Origin of the sequence: Streptomyces sp. Y7 (assembly GCF_043195415.1) — a bacterium.
In the GTDB taxonomy this organism is placed as follows: Bacteria; Actinomycetota; Actinomycetes; order Streptomycetales; family Streptomycetaceae; genus Streptomyces.
Map to the genome: position 1 here is coordinate 154,359 of NZ_JBIDDQ010000018.1, position 26,874 is coordinate 181,232.

The following is a 26,874-nucleotide window of genomic DNA, read 5'->3' on the forward strand; positions in this document are numbered from 1 at the left end:
GGCTTACTGGGCCGCAGAGTTCCACCCTGCGGGGTGACCGTTACGACGATATGCACCGCGGTTCCGGGCGGGTCAGGTCCGGCGGCCCGAGCTCCGTATCGGCGTGAACAGTGCGGCGCCCGCGATCAGTACGCAGCACGCGCCCGCGACCAGGCTCACCGGGGTCGTGCCCTGGTGTTCCGCGGCCCAGGTGAGGACGGCCGCGCCGATCGGGGCGGCCGCGTACTGCAGGGTCCAGAAAGCGGAGGTGACCCGGCCGAGGAGCGGCTCCGGGGTGACCTCCTGGCGCAGCGACATGGAGCAGGTGCCGGCCATGCCGACGCAGGCGAGGAAGGCGGCGGCGAGGGCCGCGACGACGGGGACGTCCTGGGCCCAGCCGAGCCCGGCGAAGGAGATCCCGCACACCGCGACCGCGCCGGTCCAGGTCGCCCCGAAGCCGGCGCGTCTGCGGACGCGGGCCACCAGCAGGGCGCCGGTGATGGTGCCGAGCGCGCCGACGGCCATGACGGTGCCGACCGTGCCGTCGTCGTGGCCGAGGTCGTGCTTGAGGTGGTAGATGACCAGGTCGTTCAGGCCGAGGGTGAGGAAGCTGAAGACGAACAGCAGGGCGGTCAGGGAGCGCAGCACCGGGTGGCCGCGGAGGAAGTCGATCCCGGTGCGCAGATCGCGCCACAGTCCCGCCCGCTCGGCGGCCTTCCCCGGTCGTCCCCGCAGCCGTACGCATGCCAGGCAGGCGGCGGAGACGCCGAAGCTCGCCGCGTCCACGCCGACGGCCGCGGCCGGGCCGGACCAGGCGGCGACCAGTCCGGCACACAGCGGCCCGAGCACGCCGGCCGCGGCGGCGGTGGCGTTCAGCCGGCCGTTGGCCTCGGTGAGCCGTTCGGTGCCGACCAGACCGCGCACGACGGTGACGTAGCCGACGGCGAACAGCATGCCGACGGCCTCGCACAGCGGCAGGACGACGTACAGCAGCCAGATCCGCGGCCCGGACAGCCAGACCAGCGGGACGAGTGCGTACAGCACCATGCGCACGAGGTCGCAGCCGATGAGCAGTCTGCGCCGGTCGACGCGGTCCACGACGGCGCCGGCGAACACCGCCGCGAGCACCGAGGCGGCCCCGCCCACCGCGGTGAGCAGCCCCATCCGCGCGATCGAGCCCGTCGCCTGAAGCACCAGCAACGGCATCGCGATCAGAGCGAAGGAGTCCCCGAGCACGGACAGGGTCTGGGCCGCCCAGAAGACCCCGAAGTCCCGCCGCCGCCACAACGGCCGCCCGGCCCCGTCCTCCGCCGAAGAAGGCACCCGCCCTTCGGACTCACCACCCCGCACCGACTCGTACGTCATCCGCTCCCCGACCGCGCCGAAACCCCGGCAACCCTACGGCCGTCGGCTCGCCCCGGGAACAACGCCCTCGTCGCCCGGCGAGGCCGGGTGCTCGTCGGTGGCGTCCGCGGCCGCCTCCGGCAGGGCGTACCGCAGGAACCGTACGCCGCGGCTGTCCGCGGGGCGGTCGGCGGGGTCGCGTGCCACGTAGGGGGCGAGTACGGCCTCCATCGCGTCCTCGATCGCGGCGAGTTCGTCGGCGGAGACGACGACGCGGGTGTTGCCGACCTTCGCGCCCCGTCGCCAGGCCGGTTCCACCGGGAACCGGAAGCCGCGTGCCACCGCCTCCCAGCGCCGCTCGCGCCGGTCGCCGGCGGCCTCGGCGGCGTCCCCGACCAGTCCGAAGGTCGCGAGATGCCGCAGATGCCAGCTCGTGACGGAGGGGGTGGCCCCGACGTGCGGGGAGAGCTGGGTGGCCGTGGCGGGGCCTTCGCGCTGGAGGCGTTCGAGGACGGCGAGACGCACCGGATGCGCGAGGGCGCGCATGGCCTTCGGGTCGGTGATCTCGATGTCGCCGAGGCGATTGCCGGAATCCATGACCATGGCCTGAGAGTGTTCTCTCAGGAAGCGTGAGAGTCAACTCTCGTGCCATGGCCAGGCGTTGAGGCCGGTTCGCCTCTCAGTGGTCGGCGCAGCAGGGTGTGGGTTCCGGGACCTCGAAGGGGACGAGGGTGCCGCCGACCGCCGGCATGGCGGTCAGGACCAGTTCGCCGTCGAGCCACTGGGGGCGGACGTGGCCGGCTGTCATCAGAGGGGTGTCGGGGGCGGGCCGGCCCGGGGTCCCGAGAACCGTGACGCGGTCGATGGCCGAGCGGGACAGGACGTCCGCGACGGTCAGGGTGCCGGTCAGGGCCGAGACGCCCGGGTAGATGACCGCGCGGCCGACCGCGTCCGGCGCGCCCGGTGACACCTCGTGACCCCCGGCCGTGAGCCGCTCCTGGGCGGTACGCAGGAGCGGCTCGGACGGCAGGGCGAGGGAGAGCGTCACGCGCGGACGCTCTCCCCGCACCAGGTGGGTACAGCCGAACGCGCCCTCGGGGAGGGCGAGTTCGGCCGCCAGCGTGTGGAGCAGGTGGTCGGCGGCGCGGAGGTCCCGGACATCTGCGTCCACGGTCAGAACGTACGGCGTCACGAGGGCAGGACCCACACCGGGTTGGAGTAGAACCACAGGTCGCGCCACGGGTCGGCGTCTCCGACGACGTCGATGGCCGGGCCGGCCGGGTCCACGGCGGCGCCCATCGCGCCGACGGCGCCACGGTTGCCGTCGGTGCCGCGCACGCGGACGTAGACGGGTCGGTCGACCCTGCCGAGGTCGTAGGTGAGCCGGACCGTGCCGGACGACTTGTTCACCTCGTAGGACTTGACGACCTTGGCCGTCGGCGCGGTGAACGTGTCCTTGTCGGCGACCGGGCCGGTGACATCGCCCTGGATGACGTCGACGCGGGCCAGCTTGGGCACGAAGCCAGCCCAGTTGGGGCCGCCGGCCATCGCCACGTCGACCGTCAGCGTGACGTTGGTGCCCTTGCGCACGTGCAGCGCGCCGCCGAGGGTGGCCCAGCGATAGCCGCCGGTCACCCGGACGTCGAGGCCGCTGAGCAGCTGGCCGTGGTCGACCCAGATGCGGCCGGCGCGGATGCCCTCCATGACGGCGGCGTAGGAGAAGCCGTCGGAGCCGACGTGCGTACGGCTGTACTGGCCGGGCCAGTAGTCGCCCTGGGCGATGTCGATCTGGCCGTTGTAGACCGGGTCGGGGTAGCGGCCGTCGGTGTCGAAGTTGCCGCCGGTGCCGCGCGCGGCGGTGTCGGCGTAGACCTGGTGGGAGTCGGAGTTGGCGGTGATCCACCACGGCTTGCCCTCGGCGAGGAGGCTGTCCCACAGACCGCCGACGGTCGAAGTCATCCAGTCGAAGCCGCCCCAGGTGCGGTAGCTCTCCAGCGGGTAGCCGGCGAAGGAGTTGGCGCTGGGGTTGTTGTCGTAGATACCGCGGGCGCGGCCCGGGCCCATCGGTGCGGGCAGGCCGGCGGCCTGGTGGCCCGGGGCGCCCTCGAAGCCGATGGCTATCTGCCGGGTACGGCCCGCGTCACGCCAGTTGCGGATCTCGTGCGGGGAGTCGACACCGCGGCGCGCCGGGTGGTTGGCGAGCATCAGCGCGTCCTTGACCTTGCGGCGCTGGACCTGCTCGGCGAGGAAGTTCAGGCCGGCGACGGCGAGGGCCTCGTTGGCGGGCGTGGAGTCGGAGGCGCCCTTGACGCTGCCGTCGTAGTCGGTCTCGAACTGCTTGAGGACGGAGACCTCGTTGCTGCCGGGGTGCACGAAGACGGTGCCGTGCTCGGCGCCCGGGATGTTCCACTCCAGGCCCTGGAAGACGAGGGTGTCCTCGTAGGCGGCGCGGGCCGCCCTGATGTCCGGGTTGACCTTGTCGACGCCGATCTTGGCGTGGGTGACGCTGCCGTGGTCGGTGATGACCAGCCAGTCCATCCCGTGCTTGGCGCCCTGGCGGACCTGGTCGGCGACGCGGTACTTGCCGTCGCTGCTGTACTGGGTGTGGATGTGGTGGTCACCGGACAGCCACAGGAAGCCGTTGGACCGGCGGCCGCCGGAGGCCGGGGCCGAGGCGGCGGCGGACGCGGGGGTCGCGGCGGCGGCCGCGGCCGGGGCGACGACGCTCGCGGCGGCCAGGCCCGCGCCCAGCAGGCCCGCCCGGCGCAGCAGGGTGCGGCGCGACTGCTGCTCGGGGGTGAGGGCCTCGTCGGGCACGGCGGGGTCGAAGGCGGCGGGCAGCGCGGCTGCCGCCTCGTGCGAGTGGTCGTGGTCGTGGTGGTGATGGTGGCCGTGGCCGTGCGTGTGCCCGTGTCCCATGAACGCCTCCTGGGATGCCGCTGGCTCCCAGCGGCTGCCTTCTACGGCGCTGTTACGCCGCCTGTGGAGGATCAAGGCGAAACATGAACATTGAACGAGCGGCGCGTGGCCGCGGAGTGCCACAGACGCGGCGGAACGCCCCGCCTCTCACAGTTTCCTCAACTGCCCTTGTACGTCACCCTGGTTGACACCGAACCTGAGCAGCGCTCAGGTTCAGCGTCCCTCTTCTTCGTCACCCACCGGAGACACCCCCACCATGAGAAGACTGATCGGTACGCTCGCGGCGGCCGCCCTGGCCCTCACCGGCCTCACCGCCACCGCCGCCACCCCCGCCACGGCCGCCTCCTCCGGCACCTTCGACGTCCTGACGTACAACATCGCGGGCCTCCCCCTCGGCCTCGGCGACAGCGACCCCGAGACGAACACCCCGCTCATCGGGCAGCGGCTGGCTCCGTACGACATCGTCAACGTGCAGGAGGACTTCAACTACCACGCCTCGCTGTACGCCAACGACACGCACCCCCACCGCACGGCGACCAGCGGCGGCGCGGCCTTCGGCGACGGCCTCAACACCCTCTCCGACCACCCCTTCGAGGACTTCGAGCGGGTGCGGTGGAACGACTGCACCGGCACCAACTGCCTGACCCCCAAGGGCTTCACGCTGGCCCGGGTGCGCCTCGCCGAGGGCGTGTTCGTGGATCTCTACAACGTGCACACCAACGCCGACTCCGACGACGCCGCACTCGCCGCCCGCCGCGCCAACGTCGAGCAGCTGTCGGACTTCATCCGCGCCAACTCGTCCGGCAACGCGGTGATCGTCATGGGCGACACCAACACCCGCTACACGCGCGCCGGCGACAACATCCGCACACTGGTGAGCGAGAACGGCCTCACCGACGCCTGGGTCCAGCTGGTCAAGGGCGGCACGCCCCCGGCGGCGGGCAGCGACCCGCTGCTGTGCGACGCGGCGGCTCCGGCCAACGACTGCGAGGTCGTCGACAAGGTCCTCTACCGCGGCAGCGAGCTGCTGACCCTGAACGCCACCCGCTACAACAACGACTGGGCGAAGTTCCTCCGCGCGGACGGCAAGCACCTCTCCGACCACTTCCCGCACACGGTCGACTTCTCCTACACCCTGAACCCGTCCCTGAGGGCGAGCGACTTCCTCGGCGGCCCGCACGGCACGGCCTTCAACGACGCCGACGACCTGCCGGCCGCACCCGCGCCCCGCACCCTGACCCTGCGCGGCGCCTCCCGCGTGGACGCGGTCTCCCTGACCCACGACGGCGGTACGGTCCTCACCCACGGCGGCGCGGGCGGCACCGCGACGTCCCTGACCCTCGCCGCCGGCGAGCACCTCACCTCGGTGAGGCTGACGCAGGGCCAGAAGGACGGCCGCACGCGGATCTTCTCGGCGGCCTTCACGACCGACAGGGGCCGCACGCTGTCCTCGGGGACGGCGACGTCGGACACGAGGACCTTCACGGCGCCGACCGGATGGCAGATCGCCGGGTTCACCGGTCGCTCCGGCGACGAGATCGACAAGCTGGGGGTGCTGTACGCGCCGATCCGCTGACGGTGCGAGACTTCCCCGGTGACACCGGAGGCGCTGGGACCGTACAACCGCAGGGTTCGCCTGGTCGTCGAGGTCCGTGACGACCAGGACGAACGGGAGCTGGCGAGCGGGGTGTTCGGCGCACAGGGCTGGGGGGTGCGGCCCGCGCGGGACGGTGACTCGGTCACCGTGGAGGAGGGATACGCCGGGCTGCTCGTCGAGGTCCCGGTCCACGGCTCCCGCTGGACGGCCCGGTCGACGGCCGTCGAGCAGCTCACCACGCTGGCCAAGCGGCGCAAGCTGGATCTGTGGGTGCGCGAGAGCAAGCTGATCCCGCCCCGGTCCGCCGGGACGCGGACGGTCTACCACGTGCACCGCAAGGTGCCCGCCGACGCGGGACCCGTGCTGCGGTGGCTGGCCGAGCACTGGGCGGCCGTCGGCGGCCTGGACGTGCGTCACACGCTCCAGCTGCGCGGCGCGTACTCCGACGAACAACGGGAGCGCGCGCTCGCGGAGTTGGGGGCGCGCAACATCGGCGGACCGCCCTTCGACCCCGACGCGCACGACATACGCCGGGCGATCGGGCCCCGCCCCGACGCCGGGTCCACGCCGTGGCGTCAGGACGCCGGCCTGGCCGCGGTGATCAGCGCCGTCGTGCTGGTGTGCGTGGCGAGCGGCGTCGTCCTCGGCGCGTTCGGCTCCGGGTGGCGCTTCACCGCGCTGCTCGTGCCCGCGGCCGTCTCCTGGCCGACGGGTGCGTGGATGACCTCGAACGCACCCCGTCCGAAGCTGGTCCGGCTGGGCTGCGGCCTGATCCTGGCGGGCAGCGGGACGTTCGCCGGATGGATGTGGGGGCGCTCCGAGGACACGGGGCTGTCCGGGCTGCTCGCCGGGACGGGCCTGACGCTCGGCCTCGGGCTCACGGCCTTCGGGCTGTGGTACGCGCTGAGCGCGTCCTGGTTCAGCCGCAACGTGCAGTGGTTCCTCCCCGTCCTCGCCGCGCCGCTGCCGTTCGTCCTGCCGTGGGTCGGGGCGTTCCTGCACGCCGTCTATCTGGAGGACATGTTCGGGATCCCGGCCGACGCGGTGCACGTGGCCTTCTACTGGCAGTACCTCGTGGCCCTTCGCCCGCTGGCCGTGGCCGTGCTGTTCCTGCTGGGACTCATCGCGCTGGCGGGCTGGGCACGGCACTTCAACGTGCAGGCGCCGGTGAGCGGGTTCTTCCGTGTGTCGCTGGTTCTGGCGGGACTGATCGCCGTCCTGACCGTGGTGCAGATCGCGCTCGACGACGTGGAGAAGGCCGCGGGCCGCGCGATGGAGGCGGCCCGCGAGGGCCACCGCCCGCCCGGCTTCTTCGGCCTGCGCGCCGAACTCGTCTGCGTCCGGCCCCTGGGTGCCGGGACACCCGTCGTCAACGGCCCGGTCCCGACCGGACATCCGGTGCTGTCCTTCCAGCCGAGCGGCGACACGGTCTGGCTGTGGGATCCCTCGCCGTCCCGGGGCGACGACACCGAGCGTCACGCCCTGCGGGTGCGCGCCGAGGACGTGGAGCTCGTGGTGGCCCGCGGCAGGCGCTGCTGACGCGCCCGCGTCACTCGTTGCGCAGCACCTCCCCGATGGTCAGCCGCCCCGCCCTGCGCGCCGGCACATAGGCCCCCAGCACCGCGATGAGCAGCCCCGCGAGGGCGAGTCCGGTCAGGGTGGGGGCCCGCCGGACGTCCGTCATCCAGGGCGGCAGGGCGATGTCCACCGCGTCCGCCATACGGGGAATCACCAGCTCGTAGCCGGCGATGCCCAGCGGGACGCCGAGCAGGGAGAGCCGAGCCCGCCGAGGACGGCCATCGACGTCACCGTCATCGCCGTGACCTGGCCGGGGGTCATGCCGATCGACTTGAGCATGCCCAGGTCGCGCCTGCGGTCGCGGGTGTTGAGGACGACCGTGTTGAAGACGCCGAGGGAGGCGACGACGGCGAGCATCAGGGTGAGGGCGGAGGCCGAGCCGACGATGGTCTGGGTGGCGGAGTCGGCGCCGCGCACGTCCGGGGTGATCCCGGCGTCGGCGGCGCGGGCCGCCCGGGCGTAGCCGGCCGGGTCGGTGCCCTCGCGCAGCCTGACGTGGTAGGCGAGGGGACGCTCGGCCGGAGCCAGCGCCGTCAGCGTCGGCCAGTTCCCGAGCACGATCCGGGCGTTGCTCTGCATGAACTCGCCCACGACCAGGACCCGTTCGGTCCGGCCGCCCTTCTGCAGGCTCACGCGTTCGCCGACTTCCACGCCGTTCTGCCGCAGGAAGGCCGAGCCGGCCACGATCTCGCCGCTCGCGCGCCTCCACCGGCCGTCCGTGAGCACGCCGTCCAGCGGGAGCCGGTCTCCTCGACGCCCTTACACGGCCCTGTCGATCGGGGCGAGCGGCTTCCTCCTCAAGGACGTGACACCCGAGCACCTCGCGGCGGCCGTCCGTCTGGTCGGCACCGGTGACGCCCTGCTCGCCCCCTCCATCACCCGCCGTCTGGTGGAACGCTTCGCCACGGGCGCCGCCGCCCGTCCGCCGGCGATCCCGGCCGACCTCGCCTCCCTCACCCCCCGCGAACGTGAGGTGCTCACCCTTCTCGGGCGGGGCCTGTCCAACACCGAGCTCGCCGGCCATCTCACCCTGAGCGAAGCAACGGTGAAGTCCCACGTGGCCCGCATCTTCGCCAAGCTGTCGCTGCGGGACCGCGCACAGGCGGTCGTGCCGGCGTACGAGACGGGGCTGGTCAGGCCGGGCACGACCGACAGCCACTAGCATCCTGTCCAGGCTTTCTAAGGTTCCCGGAGTCGGAGGACACGCCCCCATGGCCCGCGCAGGACTCACCGCCGACCGTCTCGCGGCGGCCGCCGCCGAGCTCGCCGACGAGGTGGGCTTCGAGAACGTCAGCCTGTCCGCGCTGGCCCGGCGTTTCGGCGTGAAGGACGCGAGCCTGTACTCGCACGTCCGCAACCTCCAGGACCTGCGGGTGCGGGTCGCCCTGCTCGCCGGGGGCGAGATGATCGACCGTATCGCCGCGGCCGTGGCGGGACGCGCGGGCAAGGACGCGCTCGCCGCCTTCGCGGACGCCTACCGGGAGTACGCCCTGCGGCATCCGGGCCGGTACGCCGCGACCCAGATCCGGGTCGAGCAGTCCCTCGTCGCCGACTCCCCCGCCATGCGCCGCACCGCCGAGATCACCTACGGCATGCTCCGCGCCTACGGCCTGGAGGAACCCGACCTCACGGACGCCGTGCGCCTGCTGCGCAGCACCTTCCACGGCTACTGCGCCCTGGAGTCCACCGGGGCCTTCGGCGCTCCCCGGGACGTACGCGAGTCCTGGGACCGCGCGATCGACGCCCTCCATGTGGCGCTCGCCAACTGGCCGCGCGGCGGGCACCACCGGCCGTTGCCCCAGGGGCCACGGTGACCACTTAGACTGGAAGCTTCGCGGAGGTCAACGCCGCCACCACGGGGGAGGGAGCGCGTCATGTCCCAACAGCAGCTGGGACGCGGCCCCTTGAGGCCCCGTCGACCCCAGCCCGCACCGCCCGCTCCCGACGCGGACCACCCGGAACCCTCGCCGCCGGCGCGCTTCGTCGGCTGGCTCGGGGGCCTCGGTGCCGCGGCCGCCGGGTACGGCGTGTTCCAGTTCCTGTTCAGTGTGCTGCCCGACTCCATCGACGGCTCGGCCGCCCGGTATCTGATCTCCGGCGTCAGCGGGCTCGGCACCTTCGTCGCGGCCTGGCTGGCGGCGGGCCTGCTGCGGGCGCGGGCGGCGGCCGGCTCCGCCCCGGCTCCCACGGTGGGGCCCGGCGCGATGGCACCGGGCGCGCCCGGTCCGCTGCCGGTCGTGTTCGCCACCGCCTACGACACCCTCGTCGACCAGGTGTCCGTCGTGGACGACCCGGAGCACGGCCGGCTCACCGGCTGGCCGCACTCCCTCGGCGAGGACACGCCCTCCCGGCCCACGCCCGTCGGCACCGCCTACGGCCTGCACATCATGCTCGACCTCGGCGTGCCCGAAGGGCGGCTGAGCACCGGCGAGCTGGTCGACACGCTGTGGCGGCTGCGGCTCCCGGGCGGCGGCTGGTCGGCGCGCTCGCAGGGCTCGGAGGCTCGGCCCGAGGTCACCGCGCTGGTGCTGGGGGCCCTCGCCCGGGCGGGCGCGTCCGCCGAGCGGCTGGCTGCCGAGGTGGAGCGCTGCACCGACGGTTTCACCCGTCAACTCGACCGCACCGGGCGGGAGTCCACGCATGTCGTGACGACGGTGCTGCGCGGGCTGCTGCGCGCCGCGCCCCGCGCGGAGGTCCTGCCGCTGCTGCGTGAGGCTCTCGCGGACGGCGCGATCAGCGACCCGCGCCGCGACCATCTGCGTTGCTGGGGCTACCGTCTCCAGCCGCCGTACGGCAGGCCGTCGCCGCTGCACACCGCGCAGGCCGTCGTCGCCCTGGACCGGGCGGCGCGGGTGCTGGGCGAGGACGGTGACGCGCGCGCCGAACGCGCCCGCGCCGCCCGTGAGGACGGCATCCGCTGGCTGCTGTCGTGCCCGGACGCGCCCCACGACACCTGCCCGGACCTGGCGAACCTCCACGAGGAGGTGCGCCGTCCGCGCACGGACGACCCCGCCCGCCACGAGGTGCTGAACGTACGGCATTTCACCGCGTCCTGGCTGGCCCGCGCCCTGTTGTCGCCGGGCGCGCTGGAGATCGCCCGCGCGGAGGGCCTTGAGGAGGAACTCCGGGTACGGCTGGAGGGAGCCGTCGGCGCGGTGTGGGCGGGGCAGACGGACGGCATCTGGCTGTGGTCGCGGGACGAGGCCGCCGAGCGGCGGCGGCCGATGTGGATGACCTATCAAGGTCTTTCGGCGCTGCGCGCGCATGCCGTATGGATGTACCAGCCGCACGGCTGAAGTCGGGTGACACGAGCGGGCGTTGGAGGATGAGTGCATGGGCGGTCGGCAGGTCCTGGCGGCACGCAGGCTGCTGGCAGGGGCGCTGGACGGTGAACTGCCCGAGCACGAACTGGTGGCCGCGGCCCGCGCGGCCGTCACCGAACTCGGCTCTCCCGAGCGGCTGCTGGAGCTGATCGCCGAACTCGCCTCGGGCGAGGGGGAACCGGACGCCCGCGCCCGGCTGTCGTACCGGCACGTCCTCGGCTTCGACAAGCTGCTGCTGATCGACGGCGGACCGCGCTGCATGCTGCGCGCGCACGTGTGGCACCCCGGCGCGGGGGCGATCGGCAAGGAGGACATCCACAACCACCGCTCACCGCTCGCGTCCCATGTCGTACGGGGGCGGCTGGCCATGGAGCTGTACGAGGTCGGTGACGGCGGCATCGCGGCGGCCCGCTACGAGGAGTCGCTGGCGGAGCGGTCGGCCGACTGGGTGCTGGAGCCCGCCGGGCCGGCGCTGCTGCGGCTGACGCATACGGGACAGTACGCGGCGGGCAGTTCCTACGCCCTGCCCGCGCACACCCTCCATCGGGCATGGTGCGACACGGACCGGCCGACGGTGACGCTGTTCCTGGAGACCGGCGCCGAACGACGTGCGCACACCGATGTGTTCACGGCGGCCGGCCCGCATCCGGGCGCGGTCGCGAAGGTGCCGTTGGGGACGGCGGAGTACCTTCAGGCGCTGCGGGATCTCGCCGAGCAGCTCAGAACTCTGTGAACGCCTGCCGGACGACGTCGAGGTTGTACGCGTCGATCTCGACGGTCGTCAGCTCGGCGCGGGCGAGCCAGGCGTGGTCCTGGTCGGGCTCGGGCAGGGTGATCGCCGTAGTCAGGGGCCTGACGAGGAAGTTGTCCTGCCAGTTCTTGATCTCGTGCCCTCGGTAGTCGCTGAGGAACGAGGACTCGCCGACCTTGCGGACGATCTCGCCGAGCAGGCCGGTCTCTTCCTTCAGCTCGCGCAGGGCGCCGTCCCCGGGATTCTCACCGGGCTCCAGTTTCCCGCAGGGAACGCCCCACACCCTGGGCAGGAACCGCTCCCGCTCACTGCGGCGCACCAGAAGCACCCGCTGTCGGTCGTCCATCACGACGGCGGCCGCCAGTCGCCTGTCGCCGGGGATGTCCATGGTCATGGTTCCTCGGTCCCTCGCCGGTGATGAGTCCAAAGGGTGTGATACCCGCGAAAGTGTCAAGGCTAACAGGAACCTACGGACCGTCGCTGTGAGTCGCGTCGCTCCGCCGGCTGAGCGCGTCGACCTCCCCGTACGACGGGGCCGCCCCGCCCGGCACGCGTGCCGCCCGGATCTCCCCGGCCGTCTCCAGCGCCGCGCCGAGGGCCCGCCGGTACAGCAGTGAGCCGAGGCTGACGCGGCGGACGCCGAGGTCGGCGAGGTGGGCAAGGGTGGGGCCGCCCGGCGTGTACAGGATGTTGAGGGGGCGGTCGACGTCCTTCACCAGGGCGGCGATCTCCCGCGGTTCGGTGAGCCCCGGCACGAACAGGCCGTCGGCACCGGCCCGTTGGTAGGCGTCGAGCCGGTCCCGGGTCTCGGACGCCCCGCCGCCCAGCCAGTACGTGTCGGTGCGGGCGTTGACGAACAGGCCCGGTGCGGCGGCCTTGACGGCGGCGATCTTCGCGGCGTGCAGCGCGGGCGGGCCGAGCCGGTCCTCCAGGTTGATGCCGACGGCTCCGACGGCCACGAGCTGCTGGGCGAACTCGGCCACCTCGTCGGGGTCGTCGCTGTAGCCGTCCTCCGCGTCGACGGAGAGGAGGTACGGTCCCGAGCCCAGGGTCAGGGCGAGGCGAAGGGTCTCGTCGCGGGTGTCCGACGCCCCGTCGGGCAGGCCGGCGGCCGCCGCGACCCCGAGGCTGGTCGTGCCGATCGCGGCGAAGCCCTCGGCGGCGAGCGCTCGCGCCGAGGCGTGGTCCCAGGCGTTGGGCAGCAGCAGGAGCTCGTCGTCGTGGTGGAGTTCGGCGAAGGTGGTGGTCACGGCGGTCTCCCTACGGCGTCGGACTGCGGTCCCGGGGCGGTTCACGTCCCACGAGGAACGTTAGGCCCGCCTCGCTTCGGTCCGGGCCGAAGTGTCCGCCGCACACGCTCGGACGGCATCTTCCCGGTGGCCCGCCCGGGTGTACAACCACGGCTGATCCGCTCGGCCGTCCGCCGTCGCCGGGTTCCCTGCCGAGCCGCTCCACGGCAGGCGCGGGCACCCGGCGGCCGGCCGGGCCGTAGTGTTGCGGCGATCATCGACGCAGCGAGCGCACACGGGGGCACGCATGGCCATTCACCGCCCGGGGCTGCCGGAGGACCTTCCGCCGGGGGAGGTGCTGTGGGCGCGGTGGGCGCTGATCGCCGCCGTGGAGGCGACGACCGGGGCGGAGGAGACGCCGGCCGTGCACCGGACCGGCCACTGGATCGACGAGGACGGTCTGCACTGGGACGACTGCGGCTGCACCTGGTGGGTCCTGTCGCGGAGGGGCGAGGGCCGGTTCGTGCTTTACGGCGAGGACGAGTCGAGCGACGTGAAGTGGCACCAGCCGCCGGTCGACATGCTCGCGGGCGGCCCCGACTGGCTGCCCCACGAGGAGCTGCGCGACCGGCTCGAAGGGTACGAACTGGGCTGCGTCTACTGGTACGAGAACGGGGCCTGGAGCCGGGCGCCCTACCCCGACAGCCTCAAGGACGACGGCCTGGACTGCGGTCTCAGCGACTTCGTCGACCGTGACCGTCTGCTGAAGGAGTTGGGACTCCACTTCGACGGCCCGGCGCCGGGACCGAGCGCGGCCGACGTCCTGGCCGACGCCGAGGCGTACCGGCTGGACGCCGGGCGGCTGCTGGAGCGGCTGAGTTCCACCGACCCCGACGGCGACCCGCGGGACCTGCCCGCCATCGCCAGGTCGCTGGGCCGGGCGGGCCTCTCCGGGTAGACCGCCGCCGGCACCCCGGGCCCTGGCACGGTCGGTTCCGCACCCACCATCCGACGCGGACGCGTGCACGCTCAGGCCCGCACGCCGACACCCTCGTCATCGGTCAACCCGCCTTCGGACGCGGACGCGTGCACGCTCAGGCCCGCACGACGGCCTCGCCGTCGGTCAACCGGACCTGGACCTCGTGGTCGTCGCCGAAGCGGACGGCGATCCCGTCCTCGCCGTCCGGGCGCACGGTCACCAGCTCGTCCAGGGCGAGGGGTTCCGGTTCGGCCGTGAGGCGGGCGAGGGCGACGAAGAGGGTGGGCCGGTCACCGGTGACGCCGGTGAGGCCGTCGTCGAGGCCCACGGCGGGGCGGAGTTCGGCACGGACACCGTCCCGTCCGGCCCACCCCGTGACCCGCACCGGCGTTCCGGGCCGCGCCCCCGCCACCAGGTGGGCCCGCACCTCGGCGGCGCCCCGCGCGAGCACGACGCTCGTGACCCGCACCCCGTCGCCGACGGCGTGCCGCGAGGCCGCCCACCCCTCCCCCACGCCCAGCGGCACGATGTCCGTACGGCTCGGGTCGTCGCCGACGATCACGCTGTTGTCGTACGAGGGTGCGGGCTCCGTCGCCGTCGAGTAGGCGAAGCGGGTGTAGTACGGGTCGTAGCGGACGTCCTCGCTGCCGTGGTTGTGCAGGCGGACCAGTCCGTCCGAACTCGTGGACTGCAGCAGCCAGTTGGGGGCGACGATCGGGGTCACCTCGTCGGCGCGCTCGGCCGGTCCGGGTTCCTCCTGCGCCGTCCACACCTCGTGTTCGGCCGGCAGCAGCAGGCCGAGGAAGCCCTTGCTCGCCCAGTAGGGGGACGCCGGGCCCGAATAGCCCTGCAGGACCGCCTCGTCGGGGCCGTGCCAGCCGAGGGTCAGCAGCCCGTTCGCGTCCACGGCGCCACGCTCCAGGAAGTACCTCAGCGCGCCCGAGGCCAGCCGGCGTGTCTCCCCCGGCGACAGCGGGGTACGGCCGGTGAGGGCGCCCAGCCACAGCGGGGCCGTGGTCGCGAAGCGGTAGGTCAGACTGCGGCCCTGGTGCATCGGGGCGCCGTCGCCGCCGAACAGGCGGGCGTAGTCCTCCAGATGGCGGGCGAGCCGGCCGCCGTACAGGTCCAGAAGGTGTTCGTCGCGTGCGAGCCAGGCGTGCAGCACCGGGTACAGGTGCATGGCCCAGCCGTTGTAGTAGTCGAACTTCCGGCCGTCGCCGTCGGTGTACCAGCCACCGCCGACATACCAGTCCTCGATGCGTTCCAGGCCCCGCTCGATCGCCTTGCGGGACGCCTCGGCCTCGTGACCGGCCTCCTGGAGGAAGCCGCCGACCGTCACGGGGAACAACTCCCAGTTGCAGGGCCAGGGTTCCGCGGTCAGCGCGTCCCCGAGCCAGTCCGCCGCGCGCTGCCGTACCCCGTCGTCCAGCCGGTCCCACAGCAGGGGCCGGGTCAGTCGCAGCGCGAGCGCGATCGACGCCGCCTCGACCAGCGGCTGGCCGCGGTCCTCGATACGGGGCCAGACACCCGCGACACCGGCCGCGAGGCCGTCGGCGTAGCGCTCCAGCACCGTCTCGTCCTGGCGGAACGCCGCCGTCAGGAGCGTGCGGGCGTAGCCCTCCAGGCCGTCGGAGAGCCGGCCCGACCAGCTCACGTGGTCGCCGGGGAGGTGGTAGAGCGCGCGGTCCTCGGTGGCGTACGGCTCGACCGCGGCGAGCAGACCGTCGGCCGCCGCCTCCCAGTGGGCGCGGGTGCAGCCGGTGCGGGGGCTGAGGGTGCGGTCGTCCGGGGGCAGGTGCATCGGTCCCTCTCTCGGCGGCTCGGTTCAGGCCTGGGGCGCCCCGGTTCCGGTCGGGACGCCCCAGGGGTCTCATCCCACCCGCACCTGGCCCCGTGGCACCAGATGCCGGGCGACGAGTTCTTCGCGGACCAGACTCGCGTACACGGTGGCGCCGTGCACCGAGGTGTGCGTGTTGTCCCGCTTCTCGTCGTAGAGGTACAGCGCCTTGGACGCCTCGACGCCGAGCGACTCCACCAGTGCCTTGGTCCTCGCCGTCAGGTCGATCAGGGGGACGTCCCGGGCGGCGGCGACCGAGCGGACGACCGCGGGGTGGTCCACACCCAGGCCGTTCACCAGCAGGGCGGTGCCGTTGTTCAGCGTGCCGTCGGAGTTGAACCAGCGGCGGACGACGGGTGTCACGAGGACCGGTTCGCCTCCCTTCTCGCGCACGCCCGCCACGAGTGTCTCCAGGTTCGCCCGGTACGTCGCCCCGTCGGTCGTCTTGTCGTTGTGGGCGAGCTGGATCAGCACCAGGTCGCCGGGGCGGATCAGCCGCTGGACGGTGGCCCACAGGCGGGCGTCGGCGAGGTAACTGACCGTGCTCTCGCCGGAGTCGGCGTAGTTGGCGACGGACAGGCCCTTGCGCAGGTACCGCGGGAGCTGCTGGCCCCAGCCGGAGTACGGGTCTCCGGGCTGGTCGCAGACCGTGGAGTCGCCGACGAGGAGGATCTGGCGGGTGCGCCGGGCGGGGGCGACCTCGATGCCGGCGAGGGCCGGTGCCGAGCCGCCCAGCACGCGGTCCAGGCCGGGGGTGCCGTCTGCTCCGGTCGGCTCCCCCTCGGGTGTACGGACGTTCACGGTGAAGCTGCGGGCGACGCGCTCACCGGCCGGTACCGCCGTCTCGGGGAGCAGGGCGCGGCGCGTCTCGCCACCGACGCTCGTGCTGGACGCGGACCCGCCGCCGAGGAGGACCTTGACGTCGTAGGTGCCGGGCGGGACGTCGAAGTGGCAGGCGGTGGCGGTGCAGTCGCCGTGCACCCGGGGCTGGGCCTGGGCAGGCACCGCTGTCAGTGCGGTGCCCACGGTGGCCGCCACCAGTACGGCCGTGCTGAAACGTCTCATTCGCGACTCCTCGCTCGGACGGACCCGGCGTGCGCCTGGACCGTACCCGTTCGGACAAGCGCTTTCCAGACTGCGGCACCGCATCACAGAACTTCCCAGTGCCAGCTCGGCGCAAGCCCTTTCGCGAAATCGATTCAACTGCCACTCTGCACCACACCCGCACCCCCGACTCCGAAGGAGGCACCCCCATGGCCGGATCCCACGGAAGATCCGTTCGCCGCCGCACCTTCGTCCTCGGCGCCACGGCCGCGGCCGGCACGACGGCCCTCGCCGGCACGGCACGCGCCGCGGCCTTCGGCTGGAGCGACGACGGCTCGAACTACGTCGTCGACACCGGCGCCCACCTCGTCTTCAAGGTCAGCAAGACCAACGGCGACCTCACCTCGCTGGTGTACCGCGGCACGGAGTACCAGGGCTACGGCGGCATGAACTCGCACATCGAGTCCGGCCTCGGCAGTTCCACCGTGTCGGTCAAGCAGTCCGGCACGACGATCCTGGTCTCGGTCGCCCACGGCACGCTGCGGCACCACTACGCGGCCCGCAGCGGCGAGAACAACGTCTACCTGTGGACCGAGAAGGCCGACACGTCCGTCTCGGCGACCCGGTACATCCTGCGCGTGCGGGAGGGCCTGTTCCGCAACGACGAGCCCGACTCCTACACCTACGCGCCCACCACCGTCGAGGCCTCGGACGTGTTCGCGAAGTCCGACGGCCAGACCCGCTCGAAGCACTACTCCGGGCTCCGGGTGATGGACTACGACTACGTCGGCTGGTCCGGCGGCGGCGTCGGCCTGTGGATCGTGCGCAGCAATCACGAGAAGGCGTCCGGCGGCCCGTTCTACCGTTCCCTGCTGCGGCACCAGAGCGCGGACGGCGGCGGGCTGTACGAGATCCTGTACTACGGCCAGAACCAGACCGAGGCCCAGCGCTTCGGCCTCCAGGGCCCGTACGTCATCGCCCTCACCGACGGCGGGGCGCCCTCCTCGTCGCTGTTCCCGGGCACGCTCACCACCTCGTGGGCGGACTCGCTCGGCATGCCCGGGTACGTCGGCGCGAGCGGACGCGGCCGAGTGGCCGGGGTGGGGATCTCCGGGCGGAACACGGCGTACCCGTACACGGTCGGCATCGCCAACTCGGCCGCGCAGTACTGGGGTTCGGCGCGCGCCTCGGACGGCTATTTCTCCATCGGGGGCGTGCTGCCGGGGACGTACACGCTGACCGTCTTCAAGGGCGAACTCGCCGTGTACACGGGGTCGGTGACGGTCACGGCCGGTGGCACGACCACGCTCAACACGATCGCGATCCCGTCCTCGAACGACCCGGGGAACGCGAGCGCCATCTGGCGGATCGGTGACTGGAACGGCACGCCGAGCGGCTTCAAGAACGCCGACCTGATGACGTACGCGCACCCGTCCGACGTCCGGGCCGCCGCCTGGACCGGCAATGTGGTGATCGGCGACAACGAGACGGCGTCCTTCCCCTGCTACCTCTGGAAGGACGTCAACAGCGGGATCCTGGTGTACTTCAGGCTGACCGCGGCCCAGGCCGCCGCCGCGCACACCCTGCGGATCGGGGTGACCACGGCGTACGCCAACGGCCGCCCCCAGGTGACGGTGAACGACGCCTGGACGTCCGCGATCCCCTCCCCGCCCACCCAGCCGAGCACCCGGTCGCTGACCAACGGCTCCTACCGGGGGAACAACCACACGTTCACCTACAGCGTGCCGGCGTCCGCCTGGAAGACGGACGCCGGCCAGTACAACGTGCTGCGGATCGACGTGGTGAGCGGTTCGGGGACGACCGGCTATCTCAGCGCGGGCACGGCGATCGACGCGATCGACCTGCTCGCCTGACGACACTTCATGTCCCGCGTGTCCACTGCTGGTTGGTTCCGCCGTTGCAGGTGTAGGTGATGACCGCGGCGGAGTTGGCGGTGGACGCGCTGTTCACGTCCAGGCATTCGCCGGTCGCACGGGAGACGACGTTGACGTAGGAGCCGGTGGTGGTGAGCGACCACTGCTGGCCGGCCGCCGCGGCGTCGCAGTTCTCCTGGGTGACCGTGTTCGCGTTCTCCTGGACGCACAGCGAACTGTGCCGGGTCATCAGCTGGTAGGAGCCACTGCCGACGGACTTGAACCAGTACTTCTGGTTGCCGCCGCCGTTGCAGTCGTACTGCTTGAGCTGGGCACCCTGCCACTGCGACTGGCTGGTGACGTCGACGCAGCGGCCGCTGTGCCGGGCGATCAGCGTGTTGTACGTGGCACTCGTGCCGCTGACCGAACCGGTCGCGGTGTCGACGGTGACCTCCGGGGACCAGGACATCGACATCGAGGTCGAGGTGGGGAAGGTCAGCGGCAGCCAGACGTAGCGGGAGTCGTTGACGGTGCCCCCGAAGGAGTTGCCCCAGCGGTCGCCCAGGTAGAGGTACGACGTGCCCGAACCGACCTGCACGGGAAGGACGTAGGCGGTCTGCGAGCCGTAGGCCGTGGAGTCGCCGACGTTCGTCATCGCGGTCCAGGGGCCGGCGATGTTCGTGGCGGTGGCGTACTGCTGCTGGTTGGGGTTCCAGCCGGTGGCGCCCGAGGTCAGCATGAAGTAGACGCCGTTCCGCTTGAACAGGGCGGGTGCCTCGCGGTGGCCGCCGTGCCAGGGGTCGGCGACGAGACTCGCGATGCCGGTGTAGTCGGCGGTCAGCCGGTAGATCTGCAGGTCGTAGTTCTCGCGGGCCGCGGAGATCATGTATCCGGCGCCGTCGGTGTCGACGAACACCGTGATGTCGCGGGACATGTGCTGGCCCAGCGGACGGAAGCTGCCCTGCCAGGTGTAGTTCCCGTCCACGGTGTCGGAGACCGCCACGGCGGCCCGGGCCTCGCTGTAGTCGGTGCCGTTCTCCTTGTGCATCCACATGACGAACTTGCCGGTGGAGGCGTTGTACATGACCTTGGGGCGCTCGATGTTGGCGGTGGCCAGTTCGGATGCGCTGGACTGGGTCAGGACGTGGTTCCTGAACTCCCAGTTCCTCAGGTCGGTGGAGCGGTAGGCGTCCACGTAGCGGAAGGTGTTGTCGGTGTTGCGGTGCTCGCCGAACCAGTAGTAGTACGAGCCGACCTTGAGGACACCGCCGCCGTGGGCGTGCACCGGGTTGCCCGCGCTGTCGGTGAACTGGGTGCCGGTGGTGACGGTCTGGGGTGCGGCCTGTGCGGGGCCCGCGGTGGCCAGGGCGCCGGCCACCGCCAGACACAGGGCGAGCAGGACCGCGTACGCACGTCTCATCTCACGCACTCTCCTTCACGGTCGCGGCGGCCGGGGCCGCCGCCGTGTCTGCCACGGGTATGCCGAAGTGCGGGGTGCCGTCCGCGTTCCAGCCGAGCCGCTGGACGCGGGTGTGGCGGTTGGGGTCGTTCAGGGGGTCGCCGACGATCTCCTTGTACGGGCGGGCGTGGTACACGAGCACGTCGCTGCGCCCGTCCTCGGCGACGGTGAAGCAGTTGTGGCCGGGCCCGTACTGCCGGGTCGTGTCGTCGCCGGTGAAGACCGGGGTCGGCGACTTGGACCAGGTGGCCGGGTCCATGAGCTCGCTGTCGGCGTCGGCCGTGAGCATGCCGACGCAGTAGTGGTGGTCGGTGGCGGAGGCCGAGTAGGTCAGGAAGATCCGGCCGTTGCGCTTGAGGGCGTAGGGGCCCTCGTTGACCTTGAAGCCGACGCACTCCCAGTCGTACTCCGGTGTGGACAGCCGGATCTGAGGTCCCGTCAGGGTCCAGGGGTTCGCCATCTCGGAGAGGAACAGCCCGGTGTTGCTGTCCGTCCCCGGTTCGTGCTGTGCCCAGCAGAGGTAGCGCCTGCCCCGGTGCGTGAAGGTGGTGGCGTCGAGCGAGAAGGTCTCCCAGGCCGTCCTGACCTGGCCCTTCTCCACCCAGGTGCCCTGGAAGGGGTCGGGGTGGGAGTTCTCGAGGACCCAGATACGGATGCGCCACACGTCCTCGGTGGGCGCGGCGGCGAAGTAGACGTACCACTTGCCGCCGACGCGGTGCAGTTCCGGCGCCCAGATGTGGGCGCCCATGTCACCGCTGGGATGGGCCCGCCAGATGACCGACTCGGCCGCCGTGGACAGGCCGTTCAGGGTGCGGGAGCGGCGCAGGACGATCCGGTCGTACTCGGGGACGGTCGCCGTGAAGTAGTAACGGCCGTCCGTGTGGCGGTGGATGTGGGGGTCGGCGCGCTGCCGGACGAGCGGGTTCTCGTACGGGGCCGGCCTTCGGGGTGCGGCGTGGGCGACTCCGGGGACGGCGGTGAGGGCGCCGGCGGCTGCGGCACCCCTCAACAGCATTCTGCGGCTGGGGACTTCGGGCAGGTCGTCGTCGCGGCTCATGCGGACTGCCTCTCGAGTTCACCTGGGGGGATTGTTCGAAATCACGTACGCGATCTGTCATTACGAACGCCGAAAAGGTAAGGGCGTGCCACCGGGAGGTCAACGGGTTCGACGGGACGGGAGAGAGCGCTTTCTCGCAACGGGAGCGGCCCGGCCACGTGAGCGCATCTCCCGGCGGGGGCCGGCCCCGCCGTCCACCTCTCCGTCACCGGGCCCTCCTGGACTACCGTCGTCCACATGACCAGCAGCATCACCCTGGCCCAGGCCCTCGCCGCCGGGACCGTCGTGCTCGACGGCGGCATGTCCAACCAGCTGGAGTCCGCCGGGCACGACCTGAGCGACGAGCTGTGGTCGGCGCGGCTGCTCGCGGAGGTGCCGGAGGCGATCACCGAGGCTCATCTCGCGTACTTCGAGGCGGGCGCGGACGTGGCGATCACCGCCAGTTACCAGGCCACGTTCGAGGGGTTCGCCCGACGTGGCATCGGGCACGAGCGGGCGGCCGAACTGATCGCCCTCAGCGTGGAGTCGGCCCGCGAAGCGGCACGGCGGGCGCGGGCCGCGGGGGTCGTACGGCCGCTGTGGGTGGCCGCGTCGGTCGGGCCGTACGGCGCGATGCTCGCGGACGGCTCCGAGTACCGGGGCCGGTACGGGCTGAGCGTGGCGGAGCTGGAGCGCTTCCACCGGCCCCGCCTGGAGGTGCTGGCCGGGGCGCGGCCCGACGTGCTGGCTCTGGAGACGGTCCCCGACGCCGACGAGGCCGCGGCGCTGCTGAGGGCGGTGCGCGGGCTGGGGGTCCCGGCCTGGCTGTCGTTCTCCGTGGCCGGTGGCCGCACCCGCGCCGGGCAGCCGCTGGAGGAGGCGTTCGCGCCGGCCGCCGACGTGGACGAGGTGATCGCGGTCGGCGTGAACTGCTGCGCGCCCGAGGACGTCGCGGGCGCCGTGGAGATCGCCGCCCGCGTCACGGGCAGGCCCGTGGTCGTCTACCCGAACAGCGGCGAGGCCTGGAACGCCGAGGCGCGCGCCTGGGACGGACGCCCCAGCTTCACGCCCGAGGAGGTCACCGGGTGGCGGGCGTCCGGCGCCCGGCTGATCGGCGGGTGCTGCCGGGTGGGCCCCGACACGATCGGCTCGATCGCGCGGACGCTGCGGACGGAGCAGTGACCGGAGCGCCTCCCGCACGGCGACGTCCGCGCGCCCCGGGCCACCGCCGGAGCCGGCGGAGCCCCAGCCGTCGAGGGAGGTGATGCCGCTGGAGCAGGCGGCGAGGGCGGGGCGGCCACCGCCGTCAGGTCGGTGCAACGGACCTCACGGCAAGCCCGGCCCCTCACCTTCAGTGCCTGCGCACCGCGCCCGGCAGCCGCAGTCGCCGCACGACCGAACGCAGCTCCGCGCCGCGGGCCGGCACGCCGTCGGCCCGGTCCATCACGGGAACGGGCTCACGGGGCTGGGCGGCGGACCACAGCGCGAGCTCGGCGTCGCGCGGGCCGTGCGCGGTGTGGGTGTCGCCGTCGCCGAAGATCCGTACCGGATGCGTGTCGTCCCACGCCTGCCACCCGGGGTCGCCGTCCACCGCGAACCGCACCCACGCCCGGTGCATCTCCCGGGCCAGTTCCTCCGGGGCCCCCTCACCTGCCAGCTTGCGGGATTCGGGGACCTCTCCGGTGTCGAAGACGAACCCGAGCTCCAGGGCGTGGCAGGCGCCGAGGTCGGGGAGGGCGGAGGGCCAGGCGAACTCGTACACGTACGACGATCCGGGGCGGGCCCCGGCCAGGTGGTGCAGCGGGAGGCGCAGCAGGTGGTCGGTGACCATCTGGCCGACGATCTCGGCGGTGCCGGCCTGCGGGTGCAGGGCGCGGTAGCCGCGGGGCACGTCGGCGCCGACGCGGCAGCGTGCCATGGCCCCGGCCAGGGCGACCGCGCCGAGCCGGTCGACGCGTTCCAGCAGCCCGCCCGGCACCAGCCACAGCCGGTACTCGTCGCGGGTCCAGCCCAGCATCAGCTCGACGCCGGCCGCGGCGTCCCCCTCCGTCAGCGCCTCCATCGGATCGCGGGGCACGAGGTCCCCGTCGACGACGATCCCGAAGGCGGGACCGCCCAGTACGGGGCTGCTGAGCCGGCCCACGTCGGCCTGGGTGCGCAGCAGCAGCTCGCGGTCGACCTCGGCGAAGGCGGCGGCGGTGGCGGGGATCTTCAGCCGGGTCGCCATCCGGCGCACCATGCGCCGCACCTTGTCCCGCTCGGCCGCCTCGGGCGGACCGCTCTGCAGGATCGCCCGCCGGACCAGGCCCTGCGCCTGCGGGGCGGCGAGCAGCGCGCCGGCGCTGATCGCGCCGGCGGACTGGCCGAACAGGGTGACGCGGTCCGGGTCGCCGCCGAAGGCCGCTATGGAGGCGTGGACCCAGGTCAGGGCGGCGAGCTGGTCGCGCAGTCCGGGGTTGGCGGGCGCGTCCGGGAAGTAGCCGTACCCCTCGACGCCGAGCCGGTAGTTGACCGAGACGAGGACGACGCCGTCCCGGGCGAAGGGCCGCCCGTCGTACACGGGGACGCCGGAGGAACCGCGGGTCAGGGCGCCGCCGTGCAGCCACACCATGACCGGGAGCCGGGCGCCGGGGTCCGGGGCGGGCGTCCAGACGTTGAGGTTGAGACAGTCGTCGCCCGGCACCACCGGGTCGGACAGGTACTGCGCGAACGCCTCCGAGTACGGCGGCTTCGGCGGGGTCGGCCCGAAGGCCACGGCCTCGCGGACACCGTCCCACGGTTCGGGCGGCACCGGCGGCCGGAACCGGAGCGGGCCGAAAGGGGCCGCCGCGTACGGGATGCCCCGGAACACGGCGACGCCGTTCTCGTACCGGCCCCGTACCGAACCGTAGGGCGTGCTCACCACGGGGTCTGCCTGGACTGCCGTCATACGTCCACCAGCCTCCTCACCGCGCTCGTGCACCGTGAAGATCAGAGCAACTCATTGTGGCCCGATATTCCGTGACACGAGCGGGTGAGAGGGCTGTTCGGCGTACCCGGTCACTCGGCGCGCAGCGGTGGCCCCGGCGCCGGACCGGCCGATGTCACCGCCGCGGGCCGCCGGCACCCCGGGGCCCGTTCGCGGTTTCGAAAGCCGCGATCGGCTCAGTCCCGGCAACTTCGCGCTCTTCCCGACCCCGTGCGGCGAACCTAGGGTAGGAAACACTTTAGGAAGCGCTTACTGTTTCTGCGCCGGTCGAAACTTTTCATGGCCCTCGGGCGGGCCGGAGAGGTGGTTCCCGATGGTCCGTACAGGAGGCGCGAGCGTGGCCGCCGGGCCGACCCTCGCGGTCGTGGCCCGCGAGGCCGGGGTGTCCGTGCCGACCGCCTCCAAGGTGGTCAACGGCCGCGAGGACGTGGCTCCGGAGACCCGTCGCCGGGTCACCGAGGCACTGGACCGGCTCGGTTACGTCCGCAGGCCCCGCTTCGACGCGGCGAAGACGCCGGGCCTGGTCGACCTCGTCGTGCACTCGCTCGACAACTCGTGGTCGGGCGCGGTGCTGCACGGGGTGGAGGCGGCGGCCCATGACGCGGGTCTGGAGGTGGTCGTCTCGGCCGGGCTGACCCGGACGCGGGGCGCGCGGCCCGAACGGGGCTGGCTGGACAAGCTCATCGCGCGCGGCTCCTCCGGGGTGCTGTTCAATCTCGCCGAGCTGACGGCGTCCCAGTACGCGTGGCTGGAGCAGCACCGCATCCCGTTCGTGATGATCGACCCGGTGCTCGAACCGCCGCCGGGCGTGGTGTCGGTGGGCGCGGCGAACTGGCACGGCGGCGTGACGGCGGCCGAGCACCTGCTGTCGCTCGGCCACGAACGCATCGCCGTCATCGCCGGCCACCAGCGCAAGATGTGCAGCACGGCCCGGGTGGCCGGCTACCGCTCGGCGCTCACCTCGGCCGGGGTGCGGCACCGTCCCGAGTACCTCAGGCAGGCCGGCTTCGACGAGGAGGTCGCGCACCTCCGGATGCTGGAACTCCTCGACCTGCCCGAGCCGCCGACGGCTGTCTTCGTCTGCTCGGACCGGATGGCCCTCGGGGTCTACGAGGCGCTGGCGGAACGGGGGTTGCGCGTGCCGGACGACATGAGCGTGGTCGGTTTCGACGATCTGCCGGAGGCCCGCTGGATCTCCCCCGCCCTCACCACGGTCCGCCAGCCGTTGTCGGAGATGGCGGCGACCGCGCTGCGGCTGCTGGTGCGGATGATGGACGGCGACCGCCCGGAGAGCACACGGACGGAGTTGTCGACACGGCTGGTGCCGCGGTCCAGCACGGCCGCCCCGCGCGCGGCGGCACCGCGCTGAGGCTTTCGCCCACGTCCCCGGCGGTCACCGCGCTGAGGCTTTCACTCACGTCCCCGGCGGTCACCGCGGCGCCCGGACATCGCCGGCTCGGGAACATTGGCCCGACAGGGTGGTCGGTGCGCCGTTCGGCACGTGTGCCCTGGTGGCGGCGGTGATCGCTGCTAGCTTCGCGAGCTGTCGGAGGGGTCCCGGACGCGGTGCGGCTGGCCGAGGCGGGGCCGTCCCTATGAGCTGAGGCGAGGTTGACGGGTATGGGCGAAGATCCGGACGAGCCGGCGGTTGCTCCGTTCAAGCGCAGGAGTTTCCTGGCGTCGGCCGCGGTGGCGGCCGGGGCACCGACCGCGGTCGCCGGGCCCGCGCAGGCCGCCGTGTCACCGGCGGACGTGACCGCGGGCGCGGCGGCGGCGCAGGCTCCCGCGCAATCCGCCGCCGGTCCCGGGTCCGTGGCGCGGCTGATGGCCGTTCCCGCGGACAGCCGCGGGGTCGCCTGGCTCAGGTCCGCCCTTCAGGTCGCGGTGGGCCTCGAACTCTCCACCATTCCGCCCTACTTGTGCGGCTGGTGGTCCGTCAAGGACCAGCGCAGCGAGGTCGCGCGGATGATCCGGCGGATCGTCGGCGACGAGATGTACCACCTGGGCATCGTCTGCAATCTGCTCGTGGCCGTGGGCGGCAGGCCGCAGATCAAGGCCGCCGCGCCCGTGTACCCCGGTCCGCTGCCGGGCGGTGTGCGCGCCGGGGTCACCGTCTATCTGTCGGGCCTCACCAAGCCCTTCGTCCGCGACGTGATGATGGCGATCGAGGCCCCCGAGGTGTCACTCGCCCGCAGCGTTGCCTCGCCCACCGTCGGGGAGTTCTACGACGCCATGCTCGGCGCGTTCCGGGCGGTGCGGCCGGACCTGTCGGTGCGGGGCCAGGTCACCCAGCACATCGACTCCGACGAACTGCGCCCGGTGCGCACCCTCGACGACGTCGAGCACGCCATCGAGATCATCAGGGAGCAGGGCGAGGGCACCGACAGCTCCCCCATCGACTCCTTCTCGGACGACCGCCCGGCGCACTACTACGCCTTCGGGGAGATCTACCACGGCAGGGAGCTGCGCCGGACCGACGACGGCTGGCGGTTCGTCGGCCCGCCGGTCCCCTTCCCCGACGTACGCCCCATGGCCCCGGTCCCGGCCGGCGGCTGGCGCGACACGCCCGCCCATGTCGGGGGGCTGCTGTTCCGTTTCGACGCGATGTACAGCACGGTGCTGGACTCCCTCGACGCGGCCTGGGCGGGCGGCGGCCATCGCACCCTGGGCGCGGGCATCCGCACCATGCGCGGGCTGCAGAATCCGGCCGTGGAACTGATGGAGACCGGCATCCCCTCCGGCCGGGGCACGTACGGCCCCCAGTTCCACGCGTTGCGCCGGCCCCGCCGCTGAGCGTCGCACCGTGACGACAGGCTCTCAGGGCCGGTCCGGACACCGGGTCAGCAGGCGTCCCTGATCCCCGGGTGGTCGCGGACCCGGCCCTGAGACGACGACGGCGGTGTGGTCCCGGGCCTCCGTCCCGCGGCGGCCGGGTCCGCGACCACCCGGGGATCAGG

At 72.8% G+C, this 26,874-nt stretch carries 23 protein-coding genes and 1 pseudogene; 11 read left to right on the plus strand and 13 right to left on the minus strand.

The window, feature by feature from the left end; genetic code table 11:
- Positions 1–72: 72 nt before the first annotated feature.
- The 4 genes from ACGFW6_RS32505 to ACGFW6_RS32520 form a co-directional block, all read right to left on the minus strand.
- Entirely contained in the window at positions 73–1,344 is a 1,272-nt protein-coding gene (locus ACGFW6_RS32505; RefSeq protein ID WP_393517949.1) for an MFS transporter, read from the minus strand.
- A 33-nt stretch (positions 1,345–1,377) separates the two neighbouring features.
- Positions 1,378–1,926: an ArsR/SmtB family transcription factor gene (locus tag ACGFW6_RS32510; protein ID WP_393517951.1), complete on the minus strand. Its 549-nt coding sequence runs from the start codon at positions 1,924–1,926 to the stop codon at positions 1,378–1,380.
- Between the two features lie 76 nt (positions 1,927–2,002).
- Positions 2,003–2,494: a hypothetical protein gene (locus ACGFW6_RS32515; RefSeq protein WP_393517953.1), complete on the minus strand. Its 492-nt coding sequence runs from the start codon at positions 2,492–2,494 to the stop codon at positions 2,003–2,005.
- 17 nt (positions 2,495–2,511) lie between these two features.
- Positions 2,512–4,242 (minus strand): PHP domain-containing protein, encoded by a 1,731-nt coding sequence (locus tag ACGFW6_RS32520; protein ID WP_393517955.1) that lies wholly within the window; start codon positions 4,240–4,242, stop codon positions 2,512–2,514.
- Between the two features lie 256 nt (positions 4,243–4,498).
- Here ACGFW6_RS32520 and ACGFW6_RS32525 point away from each other — a divergent pair, with 256 nt between their 5' ends.
- Both ACGFW6_RS32525 and ACGFW6_RS32530 read left to right on the plus strand, forming a co-directional pair.
- Entirely contained in the window at positions 4,499–5,818 is a 1,320-nt protein-coding gene (locus tag ACGFW6_RS32525; protein WP_393517957.1) for a jacalin-like lectin, read from the plus strand.
- An 18-nt stretch (positions 5,819–5,836) separates the two neighbouring features.
- Positions 5,837–7,378 (plus strand): hypothetical protein, encoded by a 1,542-nt coding sequence (locus ACGFW6_RS32530; protein WP_393517959.1) that lies wholly within the window; start codon positions 5,837–5,839, stop codon positions 7,376–7,378.
- 10 nt (positions 7,379–7,388) lie between these two features.
- On the opposite strand, the gene ACGFW6_RS32535 is transcribed toward ACGFW6_RS32530, so the two are convergent.
- Positions 7,389–7,559 (minus strand): hypothetical protein, encoded by a 171-nt coding sequence (locus tag ACGFW6_RS32535; RefSeq protein ID WP_393517961.1) that lies wholly within the window; start codon positions 7,557–7,559, stop codon positions 7,389–7,391.
- Positions 7,560–7,567: 8 nt separating this feature from the next.
- The gene (locus ACGFW6_RS32540; protein WP_393517964.1) at positions 7,568–8,143 is read right to left on the minus strand and encodes an ABC transporter permease; all 576 of its coding nucleotides are present in this window, start codon (positions 8,141–8,143) and stop codon (positions 7,568–7,570) included.
- 25 nt (positions 8,144–8,168) lie between these two features.
- On the opposite strand from ACGFW6_RS32540, the pseudogene ACGFW6_RS32545 reads away from it, so the two are divergent.
- The 4 genes and pseudogenes from ACGFW6_RS32545 to ACGFW6_RS32560 form a co-directional block, all read left to right on the plus strand.
- Positions 8,169–8,579, plus strand: a pseudogene (locus tag ACGFW6_RS32545) (LuxR C-terminal-related transcriptional regulator); the annotation flags it as partial.
- Positions 8,580–8,628: 49 nt separating this feature from the next.
- Positions 8,629–9,231, plus strand: coding sequence for a TetR-like C-terminal domain-containing protein (locus tag ACGFW6_RS32550; RefSeq protein ID WP_393517966.1), 603 nt, complete (start codon positions 8,629–8,631; stop codon positions 9,229–9,231).
- A 60-nt stretch (positions 9,232–9,291) separates the two neighbouring features.
- Positions 9,292–10,713 (plus strand): hypothetical protein, encoded by a 1,422-nt coding sequence (locus tag ACGFW6_RS32555; RefSeq protein WP_393517968.1) that lies wholly within the window; start codon positions 9,292–9,294, stop codon positions 10,711–10,713.
- Between the two features lie 37 nt (positions 10,714–10,750).
- Positions 10,751–11,473: a hypothetical protein gene (locus ACGFW6_RS32560; protein WP_393517970.1), complete on the plus strand. Its 723-nt coding sequence runs from the start codon at positions 10,751–10,753 to the stop codon at positions 11,471–11,473.
- Here the strand turns inward: ACGFW6_RS32560 and ACGFW6_RS32565 are convergent.
- The gene (locus tag ACGFW6_RS32565) at positions 11,460–11,885 is read right to left on the minus strand and encodes an NUDIX hydrolase (RefSeq protein ID WP_393517972.1); all 426 of its coding nucleotides are present in this window, start codon (positions 11,883–11,885) and stop codon (positions 11,460–11,462) included. The genes ACGFW6_RS32560 and ACGFW6_RS32565 overlap by 14 nt on opposite strands.
- 73 nt (positions 11,886–11,958) lie before the next feature.
- Positions 11,959–12,741 carry an isocitrate lyase/phosphoenolpyruvate mutase family protein gene (locus tag ACGFW6_RS32570; RefSeq protein WP_393517974.1) on the minus strand — a complete coding sequence of 261 codons (783 nt, stop codon included), beginning with the start codon at positions 12,739–12,741 and terminating at the stop codon, positions 11,959–11,961.
- Between the two features lie 286 nt (positions 12,742–13,027).
- On the opposite strand from ACGFW6_RS32570, the gene ACGFW6_RS32575 reads away from it, so the two are divergent.
- On the plus strand, positions 13,028–13,678 hold the full coding sequence (locus tag ACGFW6_RS32575; RefSeq protein ID WP_393517976.1) for a hypothetical protein: 651 nt from the start codon (positions 13,028–13,030) through the stop codon (positions 13,676–13,678).
- A 136-nt stretch (positions 13,679–13,814) separates the two neighbouring features.
- On the opposite strand, the gene ACGFW6_RS32580 is transcribed toward ACGFW6_RS32575, so the two are convergent.
- Complete coding sequence (locus ACGFW6_RS32580) at positions 13,815–15,500, minus strand: DUF2264 domain-containing protein (protein ID WP_393517979.1); 1,686 nt, start codon at positions 15,498–15,500, stop codon at positions 13,815–13,817.
- 69 nt (positions 15,501–15,569) lie between these two features.
- A complete protein-coding gene (locus ACGFW6_RS32585) occupies positions 15,570–16,601 on the minus strand; it encodes a rhamnogalacturonan acetylesterase (protein ID WP_393517981.1) in 1,032 nt (343 codons plus the stop codon).
- 188 nt (positions 16,602–16,789) lie between these two features.
- Between ACGFW6_RS32585 and ACGFW6_RS32590 the strand changes: the two genes are divergently transcribed.
- Positions 16,790–18,454: a rhamnogalacturonan lyase B N-terminal domain-containing protein gene (locus ACGFW6_RS32590; RefSeq protein ID WP_393517983.1), complete on the plus strand. Its 1,665-nt coding sequence runs from the start codon at positions 16,790–16,792 to the stop codon at positions 18,452–18,454.
- A 7-nt stretch (positions 18,455–18,461) separates the two neighbouring features.
- On the opposite strand, the gene ACGFW6_RS32595 is transcribed toward ACGFW6_RS32590, so the two are convergent.
- Together ACGFW6_RS32595 and ACGFW6_RS32600 are read right to left on the minus strand one after the other, a co-directional pair.
- Positions 18,462–19,874 (minus strand): RICIN domain-containing protein, encoded by a 1,413-nt coding sequence (locus tag ACGFW6_RS32595; protein ID WP_393517985.1) that lies wholly within the window; start codon positions 19,872–19,874, stop codon positions 18,462–18,464.
- Between the two features lies 1 nt (position 19,875).
- Positions 19,876–20,970 (minus strand): glycoside hydrolase family 43 protein, encoded by a 1,095-nt coding sequence (locus tag ACGFW6_RS32600; protein WP_393517987.1) that lies wholly within the window; start codon positions 20,968–20,970, stop codon positions 19,876–19,878.
- Positions 20,971–21,207: 237 nt separating this feature from the next.
- Here ACGFW6_RS32600 and mmuM point away from each other — a divergent pair, with 237 nt between their 5' ends.
- Positions 21,208–22,131, plus strand: a complete 924-nt coding sequence (gene mmuM, locus ACGFW6_RS32605) for a homocysteine S-methyltransferase (RefSeq protein WP_393517990.1) — start codon at positions 21,208–21,210, stop codon at positions 22,129–22,131.
- Between the two features lie 169 nt (positions 22,132–22,300).
- On the opposite strand, the gene ACGFW6_RS32610 is transcribed toward mmuM, so the two are convergent.
- A complete protein-coding gene (locus ACGFW6_RS32610) occupies positions 22,301–23,878 on the minus strand; it encodes a carboxylesterase/lipase family protein (RefSeq protein WP_393517993.1) in 1,578 nt (525 codons plus the stop codon).
- 352 nt (positions 23,879–24,230) lie between these two features.
- Between ACGFW6_RS32610 and ACGFW6_RS32615 the strand changes: the two genes are divergently transcribed.
- Positions 24,231–25,286, plus strand: a complete 1,056-nt coding sequence (locus ACGFW6_RS32615; protein WP_393517995.1) for a LacI family DNA-binding transcriptional regulator — start codon at positions 24,231–24,233, stop codon at positions 25,284–25,286.
- A 251-nt stretch (positions 25,287–25,537) separates the two neighbouring features.
- On the plus strand, positions 25,538–26,710 hold the full coding sequence (locus tag ACGFW6_RS32620; protein ID WP_393517997.1) for a ferritin-like protein: 1,173 nt from the start codon (positions 25,538–25,540) through the stop codon (positions 26,708–26,710).
- Positions 26,711–26,874: the final 164 nt, after the last annotated feature.

Bases quoted from the DNA above. Each gene is read 5' to 3' on its own strand.
- ACGFW6_RS32555 (WP_393517968.1), top strand. From the start codon at position 9,292: ATGTCCCAACAGCAGCTGGGACGCGGCCCCTTGAGGCCCCGTCGACCC.
- ACGFW6_RS32505 (WP_393517949.1), bottom strand. From the start codon at position 1,344: ATGACGTACGAGTCGGTGCGGGGTGGTGAGTCCGAAGGGCGGGTGCCT.
- mmuM (WP_393517990.1), top strand. From the start codon at position 21,208: ATGACCAGCAGCATCACCCTGGCCCAGGCCCTCGCCGCCGGGACCGTC.
- ACGFW6_RS32575 (WP_393517976.1), top strand. From the start codon at position 13,028: ATGGCCATTCACCGCCCGGGGCTGCCGGAGGACCTTCCGCCGGGGGAG.
- ACGFW6_RS32510 (WP_393517951.1), bottom strand. From the start codon at position 1,926: ATGGTCATGGATTCCGGCAATCGCCTCGGCGACATCGAGATCACCGAC.
- ACGFW6_RS32610 (WP_393517993.1), bottom strand. From the start codon at position 23,878: ATGACGGCAGTCCAGGCAGACCCCGTGGTGAGCACGCCCTACGGTTCG.
- ACGFW6_RS32525 (WP_393517957.1), top strand. From the start codon at position 4,499: ATGAGAAGACTGATCGGTACGCTCGCGGCGGCCGCCCTGGCCCTCACC.
- ACGFW6_RS32590 (WP_393517983.1), top strand. From the start codon at position 16,790: ATGGCCGGATCCCACGGAAGATCCGTTCGCCGCCGCACCTTCGTCCTC.
- ACGFW6_RS32535 (WP_393517961.1), bottom strand. From the start codon at position 7,559: ATGGCGGACGCGGTGGACATCGCCCTGCCGCCCTGGATGACGGACGTC.
- ACGFW6_RS32550 (WP_393517966.1), top strand. From the start codon at position 8,629: ATGGCCCGCGCAGGACTCACCGCCGACCGTCTCGCGGCGGCCGCCGCC.
- ACGFW6_RS32560 (WP_393517970.1), top strand. From the start codon at position 10,751: ATGGGCGGTCGGCAGGTCCTGGCGGCACGCAGGCTGCTGGCAGGGGCG.
- ACGFW6_RS32580 (WP_393517979.1), bottom strand. From the start codon at position 15,500: ATGCACCTGCCCCCGGACGACCGCACCCTCAGCCCCCGCACCGGCTGC.
- ACGFW6_RS32585 (WP_393517981.1), bottom strand. From the start codon at position 16,601: ATGAGACGTTTCAGCACGGCCGTACTGGTGGCGGCCACCGTGGGCACC.
- ACGFW6_RS32600 (WP_393517987.1), bottom strand. From the start codon at position 20,970: ATGAGCCGCGACGACGACCTGCCCGAAGTCCCCAGCCGCAGAATGCTG.
- ACGFW6_RS32615 (WP_393517995.1), top strand. From the start codon at position 24,231: ATGGTCCGTACAGGAGGCGCGAGCGTGGCCGCCGGGCCGACCCTCGCG.
- ACGFW6_RS32620 (WP_393517997.1), top strand. From the start codon at position 25,538: ATGGGCGAAGATCCGGACGAGCCGGCGGTTGCTCCGTTCAAGCGCAGG.
- ACGFW6_RS32565 (WP_393517972.1), bottom strand. From the start codon at position 11,885: ATGACCATGGACATCCCCGGCGACAGGCGACTGGCGGCCGCCGTCGTG.
- ACGFW6_RS32595 (WP_393517985.1), bottom strand. From the start codon at position 19,874: ATGAGACGTGCGTACGCGGTCCTGCTCGCCCTGTGTCTGGCGGTGGCC.
- ACGFW6_RS32520 (WP_393517955.1), bottom strand. From the start codon at position 4,242: ATGGGACACGGGCACACGCACGGCCACGGCCACCATCACCACCACGAC.